Consider the following 21,597-nt stretch of genomic DNA (forward strand, 5'->3'; position numbering starts at 1 on the left):
AATTCTCTTTGAAGTGGTCAATATGCATGGTGTGCTCCCGAAAAAAGGGAGTATAAGATCATAGCGAGATGTTAACGTCAAATAGTGCGTCAAATTGTTCAAAAAACATTCACGATCTCGCCCTGGGTATAGATAGGCCTACGTTTTAATCAACATTGGTCGTAAATGACCTATCTATCCAACTATGTAAACTGTCTTATAATCAACCTTGAAGCTTATTCTTCTTGGCCAAAAGCTCTTTTCTGACAATCTCAGCACCGGCAGTTAAGGCTTTAAGTTTATCTTTGGCTACTTGATGAGATAACGGCGCCATGCCGCAGTTGGTGCAAGGGTAGAGCTTGTCGGCATCAACAAACTGCAGAGCTTTGCGTAAGGTGTCTGCCACTTCCTCTGGCGTTTCTATGGTATTGCTTGCCACATCAATCGCGCCAACCATGACTTTTTTGCCGCGAATGAGCTCAAGCAGTTCTATTGGCACATGAGAGTTGTGGCATTCGAGAGAGATGATATCGATATTCGATTGTTGCAGTTTAGGAAACGCTTGCTCATATTGACGCCACTCGGAACCTAAGGATTTTTTCCAGTCGGTATTGGCTTTTATGCCATAGCCATAACATATATGTACCGCTGTTTCGCATTTAAGGCCTTCTATGGCGCGTTCTAAACATGCGATGCCCCAATCATTGACCTCATCAAAAAACACGTTAAATGCAGGTTCATCAAATTGGATAATATCCACTCCCGCCGCCTCTAACTCTCTGGCTTCTTGATTGAGTATGATGGCAAATTCCCAGGCAAGTTTTTCGCGACTTTTATAATGATCATCAAAAAGTGTATCTATCATGGTCATGGGGCCAGGTAGCGCCCATTTAATCGGTTGCGTGGTTTGTTGGCGTAAAAACTTGGCGTCTTCAACAAAGACTGATTTTTGCCGACTCACAGGCCCTACAACGGTAGGGACGCTGGCATCATAGCGATCACGAATTTTAACGGTTTTACGTTTTTGAAAATCAACGCCGTTGAGGTGTTCAATAAAGGTAGTGACAAAGTGTTGCCGTGTCTGCTCGCCATCGCTAACAATATTGATACCTGCTTGCAGTTGGTCGTGTAATGACAAACGCAGCGCATCTTGTTTGCCAACAACTAACTCGTCACCTTGTAATTTCCAGGGGGACCACAGTGTTTCAGGTTCGGCCAGCCATAAAGGTTTAGGTAAACTGCCAGCAGTTGAAGTCGGTAACAGTGTATTTTTAAGCGATGTTTTCATAGTATTAATGCCATCAATTGGGGTTAACGGTTAACGCAGGTTATTAAGCCTAGCGATTACGCATAATGAGCAGACCATTGCTCAAGCACTGCTTGGTAGGGCTTAATAAAGTGCTCCGCTGCGAATTTGCCTTGCTCACTAGCCAGTTGGCTACGTTCGGCGCGATCGTAAACAATCTGAGTGAGTGAATGATCAAGGTTGTTTAAGTTCGGTTGATAGCATTTTCCTGCCACGGCATTAGCATTATAAATCTCAGGACGGTAGATTTTTTGAAAGGTGCCCATGGTGCTAATGGTGCTTATCAGTTCAAGGTGGCTGTAGTCATTGAGTAAATCACCCACAAAATAAAACGCGAGCGGCGCCACGGTATTGGGCGGCATAAAGTAACGTACCTGTAAGCCCATTTTTTGGAAGTATTGTTCAGTTAACGACGACTCATAGGGCTGGTATTCAACCCCTAATACCGGATGTTGATTCTCAGTGCGCTGATAGGTTTTGTTATCCGACACACTGAGGCAGATAACCGGTGGCTTAGTAAAGTGCTGTTTGTAAACATCTGAATTCACAAAAGACTTAAATAGCTTGCCATGCAGTTCGCCAAAGTCAGTTGGAATACTAAATTGCGCTTGGTCTTTGTTATGTTCTGGCAGTAAGACACTAAAGTCGTAATCGCGTAAATAAGATGAAAAATTATTGCCAACAATACCGTCAATGCGTTTGTTGGTTTTGCTATCCACAATGGTGGTTTTCAAGATTTCAATCGACGGGAAGGCTTGGCCACTGCCTGCTATATCGATATTAACCGAAATGATTTCAAGTTCGACAGTATAGCGATCGCCTCTAGGGTTATCCCAATGCGCTAAGGCATTAAAACTATTGTCTATCATTTTTAACGCGTTACGTAAGTTAGCCTGGCGATAACTTCCACGGGCTAAATTGGCAAAGTTGGTGGTGATCCGCGTTGTGTCTGAGGGATGATAGTTTTCATCAAGACAAATGCTATTAACGGTAAAGGTAAATTGTTTATTCATGATGTTTTGGTTCCCATTTGTCAAATTCCAACCCGAGCCGTTGTTTGACTCGTTAAGGCTCTACTCATCTAGCCTGTAGATTGCAGTGCTTTTTCCATATCAGATGGCTCAAGTACAGCTTAAAGCTTGCTTGCTAAGCGTTGAGTTATTTATACGTGGTTTGGCACATCAACAAAAACGGGTTTATTTCACCTGCAACATGAGCGCAATTCATCATCAGTAAACAGTGTGATTAGCATAGGCCGTCGCCTGAAGTTAACATTGGTTGTTAGCGACTTTTTCGTCGTCCCGGCAATGGTTTTGAGCCGGGATCCAGGTGTTTGTTCTTTATGGCCTGCGGCCACTAACGTCGTGGCGCTTCGCCCACACCAGAGCAAAAGGGTAAAGCGCATTCTTGTTCATAAATCAGCCTTTGCAAACCCTCAGCGTTCCGGCAACATTTTCTGATGAGCGAAAAAGTTGCGACGGAAATTTAATCCAGCTTTGGGCCGTGTTTGTAGTCTGCTTCGGCCACCTCTTTATGGTAAAGAATGAAAATGCTAACGCTTCAGATAGGAGTCTGATGTGAATGGATTCACGAATGTCGTGGTGGCATGGATGCCAAAGAACGACCCTTCCCCTCTAAAGCTAGCTGGCTCTGATAGGCAGGATGCCTGAATGCCTTGAAGCACATGGATGTGCGTGAAAGGCCATGGCCAGCTCACGTATTCTTTTGTAAAAAGTCTTCAACGGCCTCAAGTTCGGAGTTGAATTTAGGCATTTTTAAAGAAATAAAAATTCATTTTCAAAACAAAAAAACGCCATAAGTCATTGTTTATTAATTACTTCTCCCTTATTCAACTAAATTCTACTCGGGCCAAAAGGCCTGTTCCAACCCGCTCGTCGTCCCGGCAATGCTTTTTAGCCGGGATCCAGGTGTTTTGTTCTTTATGTCCTGCGGCCACTCACGTCGTAGCGCTTGTGATACTCCACGAAGTGTTTTGGGTATCACAAGTTAAGGCTCTGGCGTAGTTCGACTTTTGTTTTCAGTGATTATTAGGGACACAGAAATAATATTGAGTAATGCCAAGCTCGAATAAACAAGCTCGAATAAATAGTTAAGAAAATAGGGTTATATCCACTAAGAGATGGATGGGTCGCAGTTCATTATTGTAATAAATAGATAACCAGAAAGTGAGTTAGGTCATTTCTTTAAAGAGAGTAAATGAACCGCCCTCGACAACATGCTCCTGCGTTGATCTACCCGGAGGGAATGCCATGTTGATGCCTGGAACATCATTGGTCATTTAGTCGTGTGCGGAGCCGCATGCAGGGTGGTGTGGGGGCTGGAGGCTAGATACCTCCGGCTACCCTATTAGTCATTTACTTGAATTTTGACTGCTTTCTTAACAGCCTATACAGCAAACTACCATTTAAAATTACGAATGCAGCTAACGCATAAACGACCATAACATACAGAGTGTCATCAGCATCGAAGTTCCAGAGTGCTATTTCACTTGATGATATGATCTTCACCGCAGTCGGAAGATTGATATAAAACAGAACGAAAAATGCAACAAATAAAGGAAGCACTGTTCCAAGTATGGTTTTGTTGATTTTTTCCCTACACCTTTTTTTTGCATTGGCGCCTGGTGTGGCTTCATCCAGACTCAAAGCCTCATTGATTTTTGGCCAAGCGAGATTAAACAAAAACGTTACAAGCGTTAGCAGCAGGCCTGATATTGCAATAATGTCATTCAACTTAAACCAAGCTCCCTGCAAAGAAGAGCATGAGAATCTTCACTAATAACAAATTGGCCAGCACTACCTGCACGCTTTGTAATAGGTTTAAATGTTGGTTCATTTTGAGTTATGAGCATGTTTAGCTCATCTTTGATTACATCAGAGTTAATGACCACCAAATACACTTCATTGGAATACTCAGCGGTTTCAATAATTGACTTCATGGTATTGAGCAAGACATCATCTAGTTTGTGCCTAAATCGAGAGACAGTATTTTTTAGTAGGGTTTTGCTTTGGCTTTGTGTTAGCTGAAACACAGTTGAAATTTGGGATTCGTTTGGGAGGACACGACCAAAATAGCTTTGGATCAGATAGAGTAACCGGTCTTGTTTTGCCTCATCTGCTCTGTTTGGCATTCCTCCTTCCACTAACATCGTCAAATATTCTGTAAGAGCAGCCTTGGCTATCTTATTTATAGCTCCAGGAATCTCTGCATCTTCAATTTTTAATGTTTTCTTGATTAGTGCTTTTTGCTCTTGGTCGAATTCCAGATCATCTATTTGGAATGTGATTTCCATTTCTACTCCTTTGATGTGTAACGCCTTAAACACCGGCTTGGTGAAGTTGGCGACTTTTTGGAACAAAAAAAGTTACAGCTTTACCAGCTCCAAGTGCTTTGACTCGTTAAGTGTTGCCGACGTTGATTGATCGTTGTTGCTTTGCTTGTCGATATATATGTCATTGCCTAATGTAACAGCAAGAACCACTAGAGTTAGTAGAGCTAACCAGAACATTTGCCAGTGCCGCCTTCTGGTACGTTTTGCTTCGATGAGCCGGAAAACGTTCGAATACGCATTATTAAAGGTATTTATATAAGTCTGATTATCCATTGGCTTAAACAAACCGTCGCCATTATCGGTCTTAGGAAAATGTTTGCATAGAACCTGTAAAAACCGCATCAGTTCTTTTTCAGACGCATAAATTAGGTCAGGCGAGAATGCATAACACAAAACATCAGCTTGCTGCTTTACAGTATTTTCGTAGGTGTAGTGCTTCATATTTCTCCTGACACAAACGCCGCCATAAGCGGCTAAGTAATAGCTTGCTAAAATGTGAAGCGGAGCGGAACCGAGCAAGCTGTTACGTGTCCGTTCTTAATGGCCTTGTGTACGCCCAGCATGGGCATGAACTAATGAGGTGAAAGTCCTCTGTAGGAAGGTCACCGTTTAAATAACATACTGTTATTAAACGTTAACTACTAGCGAATGGCAAGGGCTTAATCGCGAGGTTTGGTCTGGAGGAAGCCGCTAGCAAATTTGCGAGCTGATGAACAAGAACATCATATGAGGCGTAGGCTAGAGATGAGTTGGCACAAGACGACGAAATCACGTGATCTAATGGCCACCGTAAATGATGCAGCAGTGCAAAGAAAGTTCATGTTCTTATCTGGGGAGATCTGCTTAACACGCGATTGGTCATTAACCAGTAAGGCTCTGGTTTATAAGTGCCTTGGCTTTTCAATTTCATCGACTGAAAAGAGCGAATCAGATGGAAACCGATAGCGCATGACGAGGTAACTTGGCATGTGATTAAGCAGAAGTCAGCAGACGGCATAGTAGCCCAACGCCCATCGTAATGGTTGGGACATGGTGAAGGCCTGAACATTTAGAAGAAGGAGGAGTCTTGTCAAACTTGTCGATACCCACTACGTCGCCAGACGATTACTATCGGCAGCGTATTGATATGCAACCGGCCTTCAACAGCGATCTATTTCAACAACTGCTCGAACCTGAAAATCTACACCGAGCTTGGCGTCAAGTGAAAGCCAATAAAGGCGCGGCTGGCATCGATGGCATGACCATCGAAGCCTTCCCACTTTGGATGCAACAAGGCGGCTGGCAACAATGTAAATCTCAATTAGAGCGAGGTGAATACCAACCTTCAGCGGTCAGGCGCGTAGAGATCGACAAACCCGATGGCGGTAAACGCAAATTGGGGATCCCTAACATCATTGACCGTGTGATTCAGCAAGCTATTGCTCAAATACTCACGCCACTGTTTGACCCATTCTTCTCGACTAACAGCTTTGGCTTTAGGCCGAACAGAAATGCCAAACAAGCGGTACTGCAAGTAAGGGATATCATCAAACAGAAACGCAAATTTGCCGTCGATGTTGATCTGTCTAAGTTCTTTGACCGAGTTAATCATGATCTCTTGATGACTCAACTAAGGAATAAAGTACAGGATAAGCGCCTATTAGCGCTTATCGGTAAGTACCTACGAGCAGGTGTGATGGTCAATGACCAATTTGAAGCAAGCTTTGAAGGTGTGCCTCAAGGCGGCCCACTCTCGCCATTACTTTCTAACATTATGTTGGATAGTCTGGATAAAGAGCTGGAAAGCCGAGAGCACAAATTCGCCCGCTACGCGGACGATTTTATCATATTGGTAAAGTCTCAACGCGCAGGCGAACGAGTACTCAAGAGCATTACTCAATACCTTGCAGCTAAGTTAAAACTGGTTGTAAATGAACAGAAAAGCCAAGTGGTTAAAGTTGCTCAAAGTAAGTTTCTTGGGTTTACATTTAACCGAGGCAAGATCCAGTGGCATGCTAAAACATTACACATTTTCAAACAAAAGATGAGACGGCTAACGAACCGAAATTGGGGCGTGAGTATGAGTTATCAGCTGTTTAAAGTGCGTCAATACATGCAAGGCTGGATCAATTACTTTGGCATCGCTAACGCCTATCAAGGGTGTGTCGACTTAGACCATTGGATCCGACGTCGTGTTCGTATGTGCTACTGGCGTCAGTGGCGAAAACCACGGACTAAGGTACAAAACTTACTTAAACGTGGCGTCAGGATCCAAGTGGCTGTTGGTTGTGGGATCACAAGCAAAGGCCTTTGGCGTAGCTCTAAAACACCAGGGATACAGCAAGCGCTGAGTAATGAGTATCTGAAGAAAGCAGGATTATATTCACTAAGAGATGGATGGATCGCAGTTCATTATCCTAACCAAAAAGTGAGTTAGGAGTTCTAAATGAACCGCCCTGTGCGGAGCCGCATGCAGGGTGGTGTGGGGGCTGGAGGCTAGATACCTCCGGCTACCCGATGTACGCCCAGCATGGGCATGAACTAATGAGGTTAAAGTCCTCTGTAGGAAGGTCACCGTTACTCTAATCAATTAGAGAATAACACACTGTTATTAAACGTTAACTACTAGCGAATGGCAAGGGCTTAATCGCGATGTTTGGTCTGGAGGAAGCCGCTAGCCTTTTGATGATAAAGAATGCGAGCCGATGAACAAGAACATCATATGAGGCAGACATTGGCCATTCAGTCGTACGTCAAATGAGCCTGAAACTAACTGTGCACAAAGCACCTCTGACTTGAATAGTGCCATCTTAGGGTTAACCGATAAATGTCTCGGCTTTGGCTTACTGCGTCTCTCTACCTCCTAAATCCATTTAGTCGTAGTGCCCCTGATATTTCAAAGGAATGGAAAGCGTCAGGCAGCATTCTTTATTTTTAAAGAAATCGCACTAAGAGAGCCTCTATATGTGTTTGCATGCTGTTGTTGCTAAAAGCACGATGATTTGACAGCTAAATGACAGACGAAGTAGATGAGTTTGTTGATTGACCATCATGGACACTAAAGGTATTTGACTGAAAAGTAGTCAAATACCTTCGTTTAACAATCAAGCTCGTCTATTATGTGTTTTTGGATGCGTTTAATGCATTTATCATGGTTTTAGCCATTTCCAATTTTGTTGGTTTGTCTTCAGTATCTTCAATAACCTTAAATGATAAAAGAACATTTTGTATGTTAACCAAGCTATCATGATACCCTTTCAACTGCTGTGTAGTTTTGCTGTATAACCAAAAGAAAACACCTGATATAAATTCAATTATTATTCCAGATCCCGAAGAAATGTACGCAATTACATTAGAGTTTTTTAAATCAGTAAATCCAATGAGTAGACCAGTAATTATTAGTAAAAAGCCAATACCACCGGCAAATATAGACGCAAAAAAGCTTTTGTTAGTGTGTTCCTTAACCATTGAATAGTAGTCGCTTAGGTTGTTGATATTGATATCAACTAAGCGGTCAAAGTGAGTAACACTTTGATTTTCTTGTAATGGCCTTATGGTATTTCTCTTTGCTTTTAAGCTTTCTAGCTCTATAGCTAGATCGCGTCTACGAACATTCCTCCTAGCGGACAGAAAAGCGAAGAAAAAACCGAAGTAAAAAGTACCTGCAATGCCAAATACTGGTGCATAAGTGAAATTATCATCTACAACTCCAATATTTTTCATGAAGTCATTACCTATAAAGGCGAATATAAGAGATAAGACTATAATTAGTCCTAAGAGAATATCAGCCCCTTTGCTTTCTTTGTGTTCTAATCTTATTTGTAAGCCGGTTATTTTTTCATCTATATTGGCGAGTAAACCATCCTTTTCTTGTCTATCACCAGTTGGTTCAGTGGATGATTTCTTAGTATCTTCGTCTGACATTTACTATATTTCCATATTTAAAGCATAACGTTTTAGTATTTATGCGTTGCGCAGTTTGCAAGGCATAAATCGTTTGTTGGACTTGGCCGATGCCACATCCAAATTAATCGGTATGTTTTATGCTATAGGAATTTGCTTTTTTGCGGTAGTGGTATTTTATACAACCTTTCGGCTAATTGTTTGTTCTGATTACACCTTTTAAGGTAGGTTTTGTCATTCTTCATCTTTTATCATTGCTCTTTCATCGTCCTATTTTCTGATTTGTCCACTTGAGGGTGTGTTTGGCTTCCTCACCCAACTGAATGTTAGCTAAGTTTACTTTTATAACTGACAGCCCGACTTTCTCTGATTAACCTGACAACTTGAGCTTCGCCTCTCGCGCTAACATGGTTAGTAGTGGTACCAGCCCCATAAACATTAATCGTCCATTAGCACATTGTGGACAACACCAGTACCCTAACGGCTCAGTGACCTTGATGCCTTTAAGGGCTTTGGTTGGCATTTGTTGTTGAATTAGGCTTAACTTTTTACGTCGACAACTGTTAGCCAAAAAACCAAAATGCCTTATCCGCATCACGCCTTTGGGCAGCACATGTAATAGGTAGCGCCGGATAAACTCATCGGGTGCCAGTTGCATGATTTTGCGTTGATTATCGCGATAATCAACGTAGCTTATATCGATGGCATTAGCGGTAACCTGCTTTAACCGTGATTCGTGCATCATGCCTTTGCGGGTGTAACGCCCGAGATATTCCACCACCGTTTCTGCTTTATACAAACACGCTTTGCTGTATACGCACCATGTTTTATTGATGAGGTTATTGGCATCGGTAATGATGAGTTCACGCTGGCGCAGAGCAGCCAACATCTTTGCTTTGAACACGGTTGAGACCGCCTTAACAGGAAATAAATAGTCTGATTTAACGCCGCGCCATTGACCTTGCTCAGTGACCACCCCGCCTGGGATTAAACAGTGTAAGTGGATATGCTGGGTTAACGTTTGCCCCCATGTATGCAGTACGGCGGTGCACCCTAACTGACCTTGTAAGTGTTTGCGGTTCATGCCAAATCGGCTTAACGTTTGCCACACAGCTTCAAATAACGCACTGTACACTTGCTTTGCCTGTTCATCGGTATGCGTGAGCCCATTGAGCTCATGGGGCAAGGTAAACACCAAATGAAAATAGCGACAACGCAGCACTTGCTGTTGCTGCTTCTCTATCCACGCTTGGGTTTGCTTACCTTGGCAGCGTGGACAATGTCTGTCTCGGCATGAGCAGAACACGCTTTGCTGATAGTGGCATTGATTACATTACCATTGCTGTTGACCGAGCGCCGCTGTACGACAAGCTAAAATATGCTGGCACACCAAGCGCTGTTGCTGACTCAATTTGTGATGTTGTTGGTAGTGACCGTAATGGGTTTGCAGTATGTCACTCAAGTGATAATGCGCCATATCATCACCCTAAATCTGCCAGTAAATCGCCCCCTTTATGTCCAAGCTCTGGCGACCAGTGCAGGGCGAAGCGCCACGACGTTAGTGGCCGCAGGTCATGAATTCTATTCCTATGACAAATTATCAATTTTACAGATGTCGCAAAGTCTGCTTTTCATTAGTACAAGCTGTCGTTACCATAGGTTTGGTTTCTCTCAGGCTCTTTCAAATATCACAGCGCAGGCCTTCGATATATATGCTGAAAAGTTCCATTGCAGAACGTGAACAAATCGACTCATCGTCGATACGATTAGCTATCAAGTTGTGAACAAACCTTCTACTCAATTAACCAGGTATCCCTATGACTAATCAACTGTCCCCGCAAAATAACGCCACTGTCGAGACAGTGAAAGACCTTGCTAAATGGGCCAATTACTCGTTGATGAACACACTTAAACGCGATCCTGATGCCACATCTCATGGTGCTGATCATTGGCCAAGGCAAGTATTTTCGGGCCACTATGTTCCCGTTAATCCCACACCGATTGAAAACCCTGAATATGTCGCCCACAGCAGTACTTTTTTTAAAGAATTAGGTTTTGCTGACAGCATGGCGCTGTCGGCTGATTTTATGCGTTTGTTCTCCGGTGACCTTTCAGATGTTCCAGAGCCAATGAGCAAGCTTGGTTGGGCATGTGGCTATGCGTTATCGATTTACGGCACCGAGTATATTCAGCAATGTCCATTTCAAACCGGTAATGGTTATGGTGACGGCCGGGCGGTGTCTGTGCTTGAAGCGGTTATCAATGGCAAGCGTTGGGAGATGCAACTTAAAGGGGGCGGACGTACGCCATATTGCCGCGGTGCAGACGGTCGTGCGGTATTGCGCTCAAGTGTACGTGAGTTTTTAGCCCAGGAGCACATGCATGCGCTTGGTGTGCCTACGTCTCGCTCGCTGAGTTTATATGTATCGAAAACCGAAACAGTGCAGCGCCCGTGGTACTCCGAAGGTTCGCGTGAGCAAGACCCCGATCGAATGATCACCGAAGCCGTGGCGATTTCCACTCGGGTTGCGCCGTCATTTATTCGGGTAGGGCAGCTTGAGCTTTTTGGCCGCCGCGCCCGCAAACATGAACACCCGCAAGCGATGGCAGAGCTTGAGCAGTTGGTGTTGCACTTAATTGATCGTGAATACGCCGATGTTATCGACCCGCAGCTATCCTTAAGCGATAAAGTGCTCAAACTCGCAAGTGAGTTCCGTAACCGTTTAACGTCATTGGTGGCTAACTGGGTGCGTGTGGGTTATTGCCAGGGTAACTTTAACAGCGATAATTGCGCAGCAGGTGGCTTTACCCTGGATTACGGCCCATTTGGTTTTTGCGATGTGTTTAACCCACAATATCAACCGTGGACCGGCGGCGGCCAGCACTTTGCCTTTTTAAATCAAGACGCAGCCGCTGGGCGTAACTACTTGATGTTTTGTACCGCATTAAGCCCATTACTGGCAAATGAAGCTGATGGTATAGATGGGCTTCAGCAATTGGTTAATGATTTTTCTACCGAGATGCAAACAAAAATGGAGCAGATGTGGGCGACTAAATTGGGGCTTAACCGCTTTAACGCGGCGTTATTTACTGAGCTTAACACCCTGATGCAGCAAACCTCTGTTGATTACACAATGTTTTTCCGTGAACTTTCATCGTTGCCTGATGATATTGGGCCACTGACAAAAAGCTTTTACCGAGAGTTATCGCAAGGGTCGCAAGAGTCTCAAGGGTTAGAGCAACGCTGGCTGGCCTGGTTAGCACAGTGGCATTCGCTGCTAAGCACTGATGCTAATAGCGATGACATTAGTGATGACATTAGCGTATTGACTCGCAGCCGTGACGATATCGCCAAGCAGATGAAACAAGTTAACCCAAAGTACAGCTTGCGTGAATGGTTACTGGTGCCAGCATACCAACAAGCGAGCGAGGGTGATTATACCTTGCTGCATGAACTGCAGACTGTGATGACCGATCCTTACGCTGAGCAATCTCAAGAGGTAGAGGACAGCTTTTATCGCCTTAAGGCATCTGAATATTTTGCTATCGGTGGTTTGTCGCACTTGAGCTGCTCGTCATAACGCAGAGCTAACTTGTCGGATTTAACAGCTGTGATACTCAATGCACTTTTGGGTTCTTCTCAAGCTAGTTGAGACTCGGTACTGTGATTGCCATTAGCTTAAAATGGCTAAATGTTAAGATTTAGCCATTAACGGCTAAATCCATCGGTAAGGCTTGTACACTTAATCGCTATTAGCCAAAAATGGCTAAATTTGCATTATTAGCTTAAAGTGGCTAAATTGGTATCAGTCTGCAAACAAAGGAGCCTTGTGTGGAGTTTACTTATAAACCGATAGCGGTGATTGTTGGCGATGTTGTTGACTCAACCAAGCTTACATCAGCCCAATTTGAGCAACTACTTGAACGGATTAAAATAATACAGACATGGATCAGCGAAGGGCATAGCGCCAATGCGCACAGTATTGAGCGCGGAGATGAGTTTCAGTCTGTGGTGCATGATATTGAAAATGCCTTGAGATACACCATTATCTACCGCATTGGCATTAAAGCGCTGGGTAAAGCCTTCGATAGTCGCATTAGTTTTGCCATTGCCGCGAATGCCGATTTACGTGAATCGGTGTCTGAGTCGATGGGGCCTGCATTTGTGCTTTCTGGCCGAGGGCTTAATGGCCTTAAAAATGAACGGTTATTGTTTAGCTCCGATAGGATCACGCTCACAGAGTACTTTGACTTGCTGTTTAAATACCTTGATAAACAACTGAGCGAGTTAACCTCGCGCCAATGCGAAGTCATGTTGCCCATGCTTCGCACCAATCAAGAATTGTCGATCAGTGAATTAGCAGAACAGCTTGATGTGGCGACAGCGACTGCGAGTAAGTCACTTAAAGCGTCAGGTTGGCCATTAATTAATGAGCTGAACAGTCGGTTTATCGACAAAGTCGCGGGGATCTAATATGACTGATTTTTTCGGCGTGCTGATTCCATTTCTGTTTATTCACATCATTTGTGATTTTTACCTTCAACCCGATAGCTGGGTTGAGGCTAAAAAAGCACACACTTATCGTTCACCTGAACTTTACTATCACTCACTGCTACATGGCATTGGCTTAATATTACCTGCAATGGTGCTAGGCATTGATTGGCGATCAACGGTTTGCTTAGTTGTGACTGTTGCCGTGACGCATTTTGTTATCGATTTATGGAAGGTGACCACACCCAAGGGCGGTAAGTTAGCCTACTTTGTGATTGATCAGGCTTTGCATATGTTGGTACTGGTTGCGATTGCGTTTCATGTGACAAATGGCGCATCGATTGAGGCCGTGTTAACGCATAAGCACTTTTCAGATGGCGTGTTAGTGGTGTTTGCTTACTTAATTATCCTTAAGCCAACCTCAATTGTGATAGGCGCTGTATTGAGCAAATACCCCATCGATAACTCAGCGATAGATACTGGCACAGCAGAAAAAGCTGAAAATGCCGACACTGTGACAGCTGTTGCTCCTGTTAAAGATGATGATGCTATTCAAGAGCGCGCGACCAGTATTAGCGGCCTGGTTGCTGGTGGTGAGTTAATAGGTTACCTGGAACGATTATTAATACTGACGTTTACGCTGGTGGGCAGTTATGCCGCGGTAGGCTTTGTATTAGCCGCTAAGTCAATATTCAGGTTTGGTGAATTAAATCAATCAGCTAACCGCAGCATGACAGAATATGTATTGATTGGCTCATTATTGTCGGTGGTGATCACCACCCTTATCGGGGCAGTAGTTTCATTAGGCTTAGGTGTAAAACTGAAATAAATCAGCTGATCTGGCGTGGCTTCTATGGCAGAAAACACATAAAAAAAGGCCTCTAAATCAATAGAGGCCTTATAATCTTATACAGATTAAAAGCGATACCTATAATCAGCGTTTATCCCCATTCCCATAGCAGATAGACGCTGAGTATAGTCACCAAGCATTGCGTAGACAGTTGGTCATATCCAATTAAGTTTACATGCCATTCTCAATCAAGCCATTCAAAATCTGACTTTATCAATCTCAATCAAGATGACATTCAATTCCACATCAAATATAACCAAACAATAACTGAGCGTGTACCAAACAAGATTAACATCAGCGTTAAATAATTTACTGAACACTATTTAAAAAGGGGGATATCACTGACGTTATCCTTAAGCTGATTTTGCATAACCTTTGCCAAAGTGGCAATCACAAAAGCGCTATCTGCGACAATGTGTCGCAGGCAGTATCACAATGGCAGTGATATTTTCATAGTACGGACTCTTTTATACACTTTGTCGACAATAACTCGGTAATTATGGTTGTTTTATGTTCTAAACTTGCTATATTGTCGACAACTTGTTTTTCGTTACTGTTTTTAATGCCCGTTTTTATTATCCAAGGTATGAATATGATCCAGCCGGTGACTTCTGCAGATAAGACCTTTGTAGCCCTGAGAGACGATATAGTCGAAGGTCGTATTCAGGCCGGGTCGAAATTGAGCGAAACTGAATTGTCGACAAAGTATGCGGTCAGTCGCGCGGTGATCCGTGAAGCCATTAATCGCTTAGAGGCGTGCCATATTGTTGAGCGTAAAGCCAACGTGGGCGCCCGTGTTGTGGCGTTATCTCCGCAAGGGTTGATTGAACTGTATCAAGTGCGTGAATCGCTTGAAGGTATGGCAGCGCGGTTAGCGGCAAAAAACATGACCGATGATGAAATCGCTGATTTAAGCCGATTATTACAATCTCATTTTGACGAGGTCAAAGGTGGCGAGTCTTATTATCAAGAGGCTGGTGATGTTGATTTTCATTATCGAATTATTTTAGGTAGCAAAAACAAACACCTAATTTCAATGCTGTTTGATGGCATTTATCATTTAGTGCGCATGTATCGCGTACAACTTGGCATGGCGGGGCCGCGTGTGACCACCGCTTATGATGAACACAAACACATTGTTCAGGCCATTTTAAATCGTGACGCGGAATTAGCCGAAATGCTGATGCGTCGCCACATTTTATATTCTAAAAACAGTATTGAACGTAAATTATCGTAATCGCAACACGTGGCGTTTAACGTCACTCACGACATTGTATAAAGGGGAATAGCATGAGCGCAGGTAAAAAATTTCGTCAAGCATTAGCCAATAACAAACCATTGCAAATTGTGGGCACCATTAATGCTTACTCAGCGATGATGGCGAAACAAATTGGTCATCAAGCGATTTACTTGTCGGGTGGCGGTGTCGCAAACGCATCATACGGCTTACCGGATTTAGGCATGACATCGCTTAATGATGTGCTGGTGGATGTGCAACGTATTACCTCAGCCTGTGATTTACCTTTATTGGTCGATATTGATACCGGTTGGGGCGGGGCGTTTAACATTGCTAAAACGGTTCGCGATATGGAAAAAGCCGGAGCAGCCGCAGTGCACATGGAAGATCAAGTGGCGCAAAAGCGTTGTGGTCACCGTCCTAATAAAGAAATAGTGCCAGTAGAAGAAATGGTTGACCGTATTAAAGCGGCGGTTGATGCGCGTACAGACCCAGACTTTTTCATTATGGCGCGTACCGACTCATTTGCTCAAGAAGGGTTAGCAGCGGCTATTGAACGTGCAAAAGCCTATGTAGCAGCAGGTGCAGACGGCATTTTTGCTGAAGCCATTAAAACAGAAGAGCACTATCGCGCCTTTGCTGAGGCATTAGATGTGCCTATTTTGGCTAACATTACTGAATTTGGCCAAACCGAATTATGGAATAAACAGCAGTTAGGCGAGTGGGGCGCGGCAATGGTGCTGTACCCATTAAGCGCATTTAGAGCCATGAACAAAGCGGCCGAAATGGTCTACAGCGCCATATTAACCGATGGTGACCAAAAAGCGGTGGTTGACAGCATGCAAACGCGCATGGAACTTTATGACTACCTGGGCTACCACGACTATGAACAAAAATTAGACAGTTTGTTTGCCGAAGGCAAAAACAAATAAGTACATAAAAAAATTAACAATAAGACTCAAAACCCTACATATGTGTGCTCTTGATGAGGGCACACAGCAAGCATAAGAAGGAAGATATATCATGGTAGACAAGAAATTATCAGGCGCAGGATTACGTGGTCAAAGTGCTGGCGAAACAAAGCTATGTACCGTAGGTAAATCAGGTTCTGGCCTGACGTACTGTGGTTATGATGTGTCAGATTTAGCCGATAACGCCACTTTTGAAGAAGTCGCCTACTTATTATTTAATGGCGAATTACCAACTCAAGCACAATTAAGTGCTTACAAAGCCGAGTTAACGGCGCAACGTGATTTACCCGATGCGCTAAAAGCGGTGCTAAAGCTTATTCCTGCTGACGCTCACCCAATGGATGTGATGCGTACAGGCTGCTCGTTTTTAGGTAACCTTGAACCAGAAGTTGATTTTACTCAGCAACACAAAGCTGCCAATCGTTTGCTTGCCGCATTCCCTGCCATTATGTGTTACTGGTATCGCTACAGCCATGACGGTGTAGAAATTGATTGCACCACAGATGAAGAATCTCTGGGTGGACATTTTCTCAAACTGCTGCGCGGTGAAACACCGTCAGCACAGCATCGTAAAGTGATGGATGTGTCGTTGATTTTGTATGCAGAGCATGAATTTAACGCCTCAACCTTTACCGCTCGTGTGTGTGCATCGACCTTGTCTGATATGTATTCATGTGTGACTGGCGCTATTGGTTCATTACGCGGCCCATTACATGGCGGCGCTAACGAAGCAGCTATGGACATGATCCAAAAATTTAGCTCACCTGCTGATGCAAAAGTACAGATGGCGTTAATGCTTGAACGCAAAGAAAAAATCATGGGCTTTGGTCATGCTATTTACAGTGTGTCTGATCCGCGTAATGTGATTATTAAAAAATGGTCTGAAAAGCTAGCTCACGAAAACGGCGACACCTCGTTATACGACATCTCTGTCGCGTGTGAAGAGTTTATGTGGGACACCAAAAAGCTGTTCTGTAACGCTGACTTTTTCCATGCATCGGCTTATCACTTTATGGGCATTCCAACAAAATTGTTTACCCCAATCTTTGTGTGTTCACGCTTAACCGGTTGGGCGGCACATGTGATGGAACAGCGCTCAAATAACCGCATTATCCGCCCAAGTGCTGATTATGTCGGTAGCGAACCCCGTAAAGTTGTGCCAATTAGTCAACGTTAATCCACTGGCCGAGCCTCAAGGCTCGGCTTTTTCGATTTTGATAGTCGATCATCCAATTTGTATTAACTGTGGATATAGTTATGAATACTCAATACCGTAAATCTTTACCTGGCACCAAGCTCGATTATTTTGATACTCAAGAAGCGGTTAACGCCATTGAGCCTGGCGCTTATGCCAAACTGCCATATTGTTCACGTGTATTTGCCGAGAACTTAGTGCGTCGTTGTTCACCTGATATGTTGGTGGACTCGTTAAAGCAGTTAATTGAACGTAAACGCGATTTAGATTTTCCGTGGTTTCCTGCGCGAGTGGTGTGTCACGATATTTTAGGTCAAACCGCGTTAGTTGACTTAGCTGGCCTTCGTGACGCCATTGCTGAAAAAGGCGGTGACCCGTCAAAAGTTAATCCAGTAGTGCCAACGCAATTAATTGTCGATCACTCACTGGCTGTTGAGCATGCCGGTTTTGAAAAAGACGCGTTTGAGAAAAACCGCGCCATTGAAGATCGCCGCAATGAAGACCGTTTCCATTTTATTAACTGGACTAAAACCGCGTTTAAAAATGTTGATGTTATCCAACCGGGTAACGGCATTATGCATCAAATCAACCTAGAGAAAATGTCACCAGTGGTCCATGCCCTTGATGGCGTGGCATTTCCTGACACCTTAGTCGGCACCGACAGCCACACACCGCATGTCGATGCGTTAGGCGTAATCGCCATCGGTGTTGGTGGATTAGAGGCCGAAAGCGTGATGCTGGGCCGCGCATCGTATATGCGTTTGCCTGACATTATTGGGGTTGAAGTTACCGGTAAACCGCAACCTGGCATTACCGCGACTGACATCGTATTAGCGTTGACAGAATACTTACGTGCCCAAAAAGTCGTGTCGTCATATTTAGAGTTTTATGGCGAAGGCACCACCCATTTAACCCTGGGTGATCGTGCAACCATTACCAACATGACGCCTGAATACGGCGCCACAGCTGCGATGTTTTATATCGATAGGCAAACTATCGATTACTTAACGTTAACCGGTCGTGACGACGAGCAAGTAAAACTGGTTGAGACTTATGCCAAGCAAGCCGGCTTATGGGCCGACACCTTAACCGAAGTTGACTATGAGCGTGTGTTACATTTCGATTTATCAACCGTTGGACGTAACATTGCTGGCCCGTCAAATCCGCATAATCGCGTGCCAACGTCTGAGCTTGCTGCTCGTGGTATCAGTGGCGTGGTTGAAAACGAGCCAGGTAAAATGCCAGACGGTGCGGTGATTATTGCTGCTATCACCAGTTGTACCAATACCAGTAACCCGCGCAATATGATTGCCGCTGGTTTGTTAGCCCGTAATGCCAATGCCCGTGGTTTATTGCGTAAGCCTTGGGTGAAATCATCACTGGCTCCTGGTTCAAAAGCGGTGCAATTGTATTTAGAAGAAGCAGGCTTATTACCCGAACTTGAAAACTTAGGTTTTGGCATCGTTGGTTTTGCCTGTACCACGTGTAATGGCATGAGCGGCGCATTGGATCCTGTGATTCAACAAGAAGTGATTGACCGTGATTTATACGCCACAGCAGTATTGTCGGGTAATCGTAACTTTGATGGTCGTATTCATCCTTACGCAAAACAAGCATTCTTGGCTTCACCACCATTGGTCATAGCGTATGCCATTGCCGGTACCATTCGTTTTGATATCGAAAAAGATGTGCTTGGTATTGATAAAGAGGGCAATGCGGTCACGTTAAAAGACATTTGGCCAACCGATGAAGAAATCGATGCAGTGGTTAAAGCCAGTGTTAAGCCAGAGCAGTTCCGCAAAGTCTATGAGCCTATGTTCGACATAAAAGTTGAATATGGCAGCCATGTTAATCCGCAATACGACTGGCGCCCACAGAGCACTTATATTCGTCGTCCACCTTATTGGGAAGGCGCATTAGCAGGTGAGCGCACCATGAAAGGCATGCGTCCGTTAGCGGTATTAGGCGACAACATTACCACTGACCATTTATCACCATCGAACGCGATTATGCTCGACAGCGCCGCAGGTGCTTATTTGGATAAAATGGGTTTACCAGAAGCAGACTTTAACTCTTATGCGACTCACCGTGGTGATCACTTAACGGCGCAACGTGCCACATTCGCGAACCCGAAACTGTATAACGAAATGGTGCAGGAAGACGGCAATGTGCGCCAGGGCTCGTTAGCTCGTATAGAGCCCGAAGGCCAGGTAACCCGTATGTGGGAAGCCATTGAAACCTATATGGAGCGTAAACAGCCACTGATTATTATTGCCGGTGCTGATTACGGCCAGGGTTCATCTCGTGACTGGGCGGCAAAAGGCGTACGTCTTGCCGGTGTTGAAGTGATTGTTGCCGAAGGCTTTGAGCGTATTCACCGCACCAACTTAGTAGGCATGGGCGTGTTACCGCTTGAATTTATAAAAGGTGAAAACCGTCATACCTATGAGATTAACGGCACTGAAACTTATGATGTTGTCGGTAACCGTCAACCGGGAGCCATGATGTCTGTTGTGATGACGCGTCTTGATGGCGAGCAAGTCACCATTCCAGTTAAATGCCGTTTAGATACCGCTGAAGAGTGCTCAATTTATGAGGCGGGCGGCGTACTACAACGCTTTGCTCAAGACTTTTTAGCCAACGAAGTCGCTAGCTAATTAACGTCGCTTTTTGGTGTATCGGCAGTTTGTTATCAAGCTGCCGTTTTCTTATTTGATTTTAGGATGTTGTCATGGCTCATTTACCACAAATTAAAATCCCTGCCACCTACATGCGTGGTGGCACCAGCAAAGGGGTGTTTTTCAGCTTAACGGATTTACCCGAAGCCGCCCAGGTTGCTGGCCCTGAGCGCGATGCCTTGTTGTTGCGTGTTATCGGCAGTCCAGACCCATATGGTAAACAGACCGATGGCATGGGCGGAGCAACGTCAAGCACCAGTAAAACGGTTATTTTATCTAAAAGTACCCAAGCAAATCACGATGTCGACTATTTATTTGGTCAAGTCTCAATTGATAAACCCTTTGTCGATTGGAGCGGTAACTGCGGTAATTTAACCGCAGCAGTGGGATCGTTCGCCATCAGCAATGGCTTAATTGACTCAAACCGTGTGCCGCACAATGGCACCGCAGTGGTACGGATTTGGCAAGCCAATATCCAAAAAACCATTATTGCCCATGTCCCTATTACAGACGGTGAAGTACAAGAAACAGGCGACTTTGAACTGGATGGCGTGACTTTTCCGGCTGCTGAAGTGCAAGTGGAGTTTTTAGACCCTGCAGACGGCGAGGGCGCGATGTTCCCAACGGGTAATGTGGTTGATGTGTTAGAGGTGCCGGGTGTGGGTAGCTTTAACGTCACCATGATCAATGCGGGCATTCCGACCATTTTTATTAATGCTGCCGATATTAATTATCTGGGTACAGAGCTGCAAGATGACATTAATAATGATGACAAAGCCCTCGCTATGTTTGAAACTATTCGTGCCTATGGTGCGGTTAAAATGGGGTTAATTAAACACATTGATGAAGCCGCCGCGCGTCAACACACGCCCAAAGTTGCCTTTGTCGCACCCGCCGCTGAGTATGTATCATCAAGTGGTAAAGCTGTGACCACTGCCGACATCGACTTAGTGGTACGTGCATTATCGATGGGCAAATTGCATCATGCGATGATGGGTACAGCCGCTGTCGCTATTGGCACCGCAGCAGCTATTCCTGGCACCTTAGTGAATTTAGCAGCAGGCGGTGGTGAGCGCAGTGCTGTGCGCTTTGGCCATCCGTCGGGCACATTACGTGTGGGCGCTGAAGCGCAATTGGTTGATGGCCAATGGCAGGTTAAAAAAGCCATTATGAGCCGCAGTGCTAGGGTATTGATGGAAGGTAAAGTGAGGGTGCCGCAATAACCTCAATTGATCATTTAGCATGAAAAAATAAAACCTTGGAATACCAAGGTTTTTTTTTGCCGATTTAATCGCCGGTAAGATAAAGGTGATATGATAAAATGACATGAGTTTTTAACAATTAAATTATAAGCTTAGTAAGCTATTTTGCGATTAATACAAAATGTGATAGCGATCAGAAAATGCTTGATCATGTAGTAAAATTAGTATGTTATATGCTGAATTTGCGCCAAATAACCGACATATTATTCAGTTGAGTTAGGGCTTCATTACGGTTAGTCATAAGGAATGAGATCGCGATTACTGATTAACATCGTACTAACCTTTTTCGGTTTAGGTTATAAAACGAATAAACCAGAAGCACATAACAGTTCACGTATTATCGTGAAGCACATTGCAAGTATTGCTACTTATTGCAGTGTTATTAAAAGAAGG

15 protein-coding genes and 1 pseudogene are annotated in these 21,597 nt (G+C 44.3%); 9 read left to right on the top strand and 7 right to left on the bottom strand.

All coding sequences use genetic code 11. From position 1 onward, the window contains the following. Nucleotides 1-202: 202 nt before the first annotated feature. The 5 genes from AC19MX_RS06905 to AC19MX_RS06925 form a co-directional block, all read right to left on the bottom strand. Nucleotides 203-1,267: a methionine synthase gene (locus AC19MX_RS06905; RefSeq protein WP_498297267.1), complete on the bottom strand. Its 1,065-nt coding sequence runs from the start codon at nt 1,265-1,267 to the stop codon at nt 203-205. Between the two features lie 56 nt (nt 1,268-1,323). Beyond that, nucleotides 1,324-2,298, bottom strand: coding sequence for a DUF1852 domain-containing protein (locus AC19MX_RS06910; protein ID WP_498297269.1), 975 nt, complete (start codon nt 2,296-2,298; stop codon nt 1,324-1,326). Nucleotides 2,299-3,660: 1,362 nt separating this feature from the next. Beyond that, complete coding sequence (locus AC19MX_RS06915; RefSeq protein WP_498297271.1) at nt 3,661-4,038, bottom strand: hypothetical protein; 378 nt, start codon at nt 4,036-4,038, stop codon at nt 3,661-3,663. Then, the gene (locus AC19MX_RS06920) at nt 4,035-4,598 is read right to left on the bottom strand and encodes a hypothetical protein (RefSeq protein WP_498297272.1); all 564 of its coding nucleotides are present in this window, start codon (nt 4,596-4,598) and stop codon (nt 4,035-4,037) included. Before AC19MX_RS06920 ends, AC19MX_RS06915 begins: the two co-directional genes overlap by 4 nt. A 72-nt stretch (nt 4,599-4,670) precedes the next feature. Next, on the bottom strand, nt 4,671-5,078 hold the full coding sequence (locus tag AC19MX_RS06925; protein WP_498297274.1) for a hypothetical protein: 408 nt from the start codon (nt 5,076-5,078) through the stop codon (nt 4,671-4,673). Between the two features lie 625 nt (nt 5,079-5,703). On the opposite strand from AC19MX_RS06925, the gene ltrA reads away from it, so the two are divergent. Continuing rightward, the gene (gene ltrA / locus AC19MX_RS06930; RefSeq protein ID WP_498297276.1) at nt 5,704-7,053 is read left to right on the top strand and encodes a group II intron reverse transcriptase/maturase; all 1,350 of its coding nucleotides are present in this window, start codon (nt 5,704-5,706) and stop codon (nt 7,051-7,053) included. 680 nt (nt 7,054-7,733) lie between these two features. On the opposite strand, the gene AC19MX_RS06935 is transcribed toward ltrA, so the two are convergent. Together AC19MX_RS06935 and AC19MX_RS06940 are read right to left on the bottom strand one after the other, a co-directional pair. Then, nucleotides 7,734-8,540 carry a TRADD-N-associated membrane domain-containing protein gene (locus tag AC19MX_RS06935; RefSeq protein ID WP_498297278.1) on the bottom strand — a complete coding sequence of 269 codons (807 nt, stop codon included), beginning with the start codon at nt 8,538-8,540 and terminating at the stop codon, nt 7,734-7,736. A 349-nt stretch (nt 8,541-8,889) separates the two neighbouring features. After that, nucleotides 8,890-9,996 (bottom strand): annotated as a pseudogene (locus tag AC19MX_RS06940) (IS91 family transposase). Between the two features lie 340 nt (nt 9,997-10,336). Here AC19MX_RS06940 and AC19MX_RS06945 point away from each other — a divergent pair. From AC19MX_RS06945 to prpF, 8 genes are all read left to right on the top strand, one after another. Then, complete coding sequence (locus AC19MX_RS06945) at nt 10,337-12,100, top strand: protein adenylyltransferase SelO (RefSeq protein ID WP_498297280.1); 1,764 nt, start codon at nt 10,337-10,339, stop codon at nt 12,098-12,100. Between the two features lie 251 nt (nt 12,101-12,351). Then, nucleotides 12,352-12,993, top strand: coding sequence for a hypothetical protein (locus AC19MX_RS06950; protein WP_498297282.1), 642 nt, complete (start codon nt 12,352-12,354; stop codon nt 12,991-12,993). 1 nt (nt 12,994) lies between these two features. Continuing rightward, on the top strand, nt 12,995-13,840 hold the full coding sequence (locus tag AC19MX_RS06955) for a DUF3307 domain-containing protein (RefSeq protein ID WP_498297283.1): 846 nt from the start codon (nt 12,995-12,997) through the stop codon (nt 13,838-13,840). 613 nt (nt 13,841-14,453) lie between these two features. Next, nucleotides 14,454-15,098: a GntR family transcriptional regulator gene (locus AC19MX_RS06960; protein WP_432403161.1), complete on the top strand. Its 645-nt coding sequence runs from the start codon at nt 14,454-14,456 to the stop codon at nt 15,096-15,098. Between the two features lie 53 nt (nt 15,099-15,151). Next, nucleotides 15,152-16,030, top strand: a complete 879-nt coding sequence (gene prpB / locus AC19MX_RS06965) for a methylisocitrate lyase (protein WP_498297285.1) — start codon at nt 15,152-15,154, stop codon at nt 16,028-16,030. Nucleotides 16,031-16,121: 91 nt separating this feature from the next. Further along, a complete protein-coding gene (prpC, locus tag AC19MX_RS06970) occupies nt 16,122-17,246 on the top strand; it encodes a bifunctional 2-methylcitrate synthase/citrate synthase (RefSeq protein WP_432403165.1) in 1,125 nt (374 codons plus the stop codon). Between the two features lie 80 nt (nt 17,247-17,326). Beyond that, nucleotides 17,327-19,921: a Fe/S-dependent 2-methylisocitrate dehydratase AcnD gene (gene acnD, locus AC19MX_RS06975; RefSeq protein ID WP_432403167.1), complete on the top strand. Its 2,595-nt coding sequence runs from the start codon at nt 17,327-17,329 to the stop codon at nt 19,919-19,921. 74 nt (nt 19,922-19,995) lie between these two features. Continuing rightward, on the top strand, nt 19,996-21,165 hold the full coding sequence (gene prpF, locus AC19MX_RS06980) for a 2-methylaconitate cis-trans isomerase PrpF (protein ID WP_498297287.1): 1,170 nt from the start codon (nt 19,996-19,998) through the stop codon (nt 21,163-21,165). Nucleotides 21,166-21,597: the final 432 nt, after the last annotated feature.

This window comes from Shewanella sp. MF05956, assembly GCF_059758055.1.

Coding starts and splice junctions, on each gene's coding strand:
- acnD (WP_432403167.1), top strand. CDS start 17,327: ATGAATACTCAATACCGTAAATCTTTACCTGGCACCAAGCTCGATTAT.
- AC19MX_RS06945 (WP_498297280.1), top strand. CDS start 10,337: ATGACTAATCAACTGTCCCCGCAAAATAACGCCACTGTCGAGACAGTG.
- AC19MX_RS06935 (WP_498297278.1), bottom strand. CDS start 8,540: ATGTCAGACGAAGATACTAAGAAATCATCCACTGAACCAACTGGTGAT.
- AC19MX_RS06925 (WP_498297274.1), bottom strand. CDS start 5,078: ATGAAGCACTACACCTACGAAAATACTGTAAAGCAGCAAGCTGATGTT.
- prpB (WP_498297285.1), top strand. CDS start 15,152: ATGAGCGCAGGTAAAAAATTTCGTCAAGCATTAGCCAATAACAAACCA.
- AC19MX_RS06905 (WP_498297267.1), bottom strand. CDS start 1,267: ATGAAAACATCGCTTAAAAATACACTGTTACCGACTTCAACTGCTGGC.
- AC19MX_RS06920 (WP_498297272.1), bottom strand. CDS start 4,598: ATGGAAATCACATTCCAAATAGATGATCTGGAATTCGACCAAGAGCAA.
- AC19MX_RS06910 (WP_498297269.1), bottom strand. CDS start 2,298: ATGAATAAACAATTTACCTTTACCGTTAATAGCATTTGTCTTGATGAA.
- AC19MX_RS06960 (WP_432403161.1), top strand. CDS start 14,454: ATGATCCAGCCGGTGACTTCTGCAGATAAGACCTTTGTAGCCCTGAGA.
- AC19MX_RS06955 (WP_498297283.1), top strand. CDS start 12,995: ATGACTGATTTTTTCGGCGTGCTGATTCCATTTCTGTTTATTCACATC.
- prpC (WP_432403165.1), top strand. CDS start 16,122: ATGGTAGACAAGAAATTATCAGGCGCAGGATTACGTGGTCAAAGTGCT.
- prpF (WP_498297287.1), top strand. CDS start 19,996: ATGGCTCATTTACCACAAATTAAAATCCCTGCCACCTACATGCGTGGT.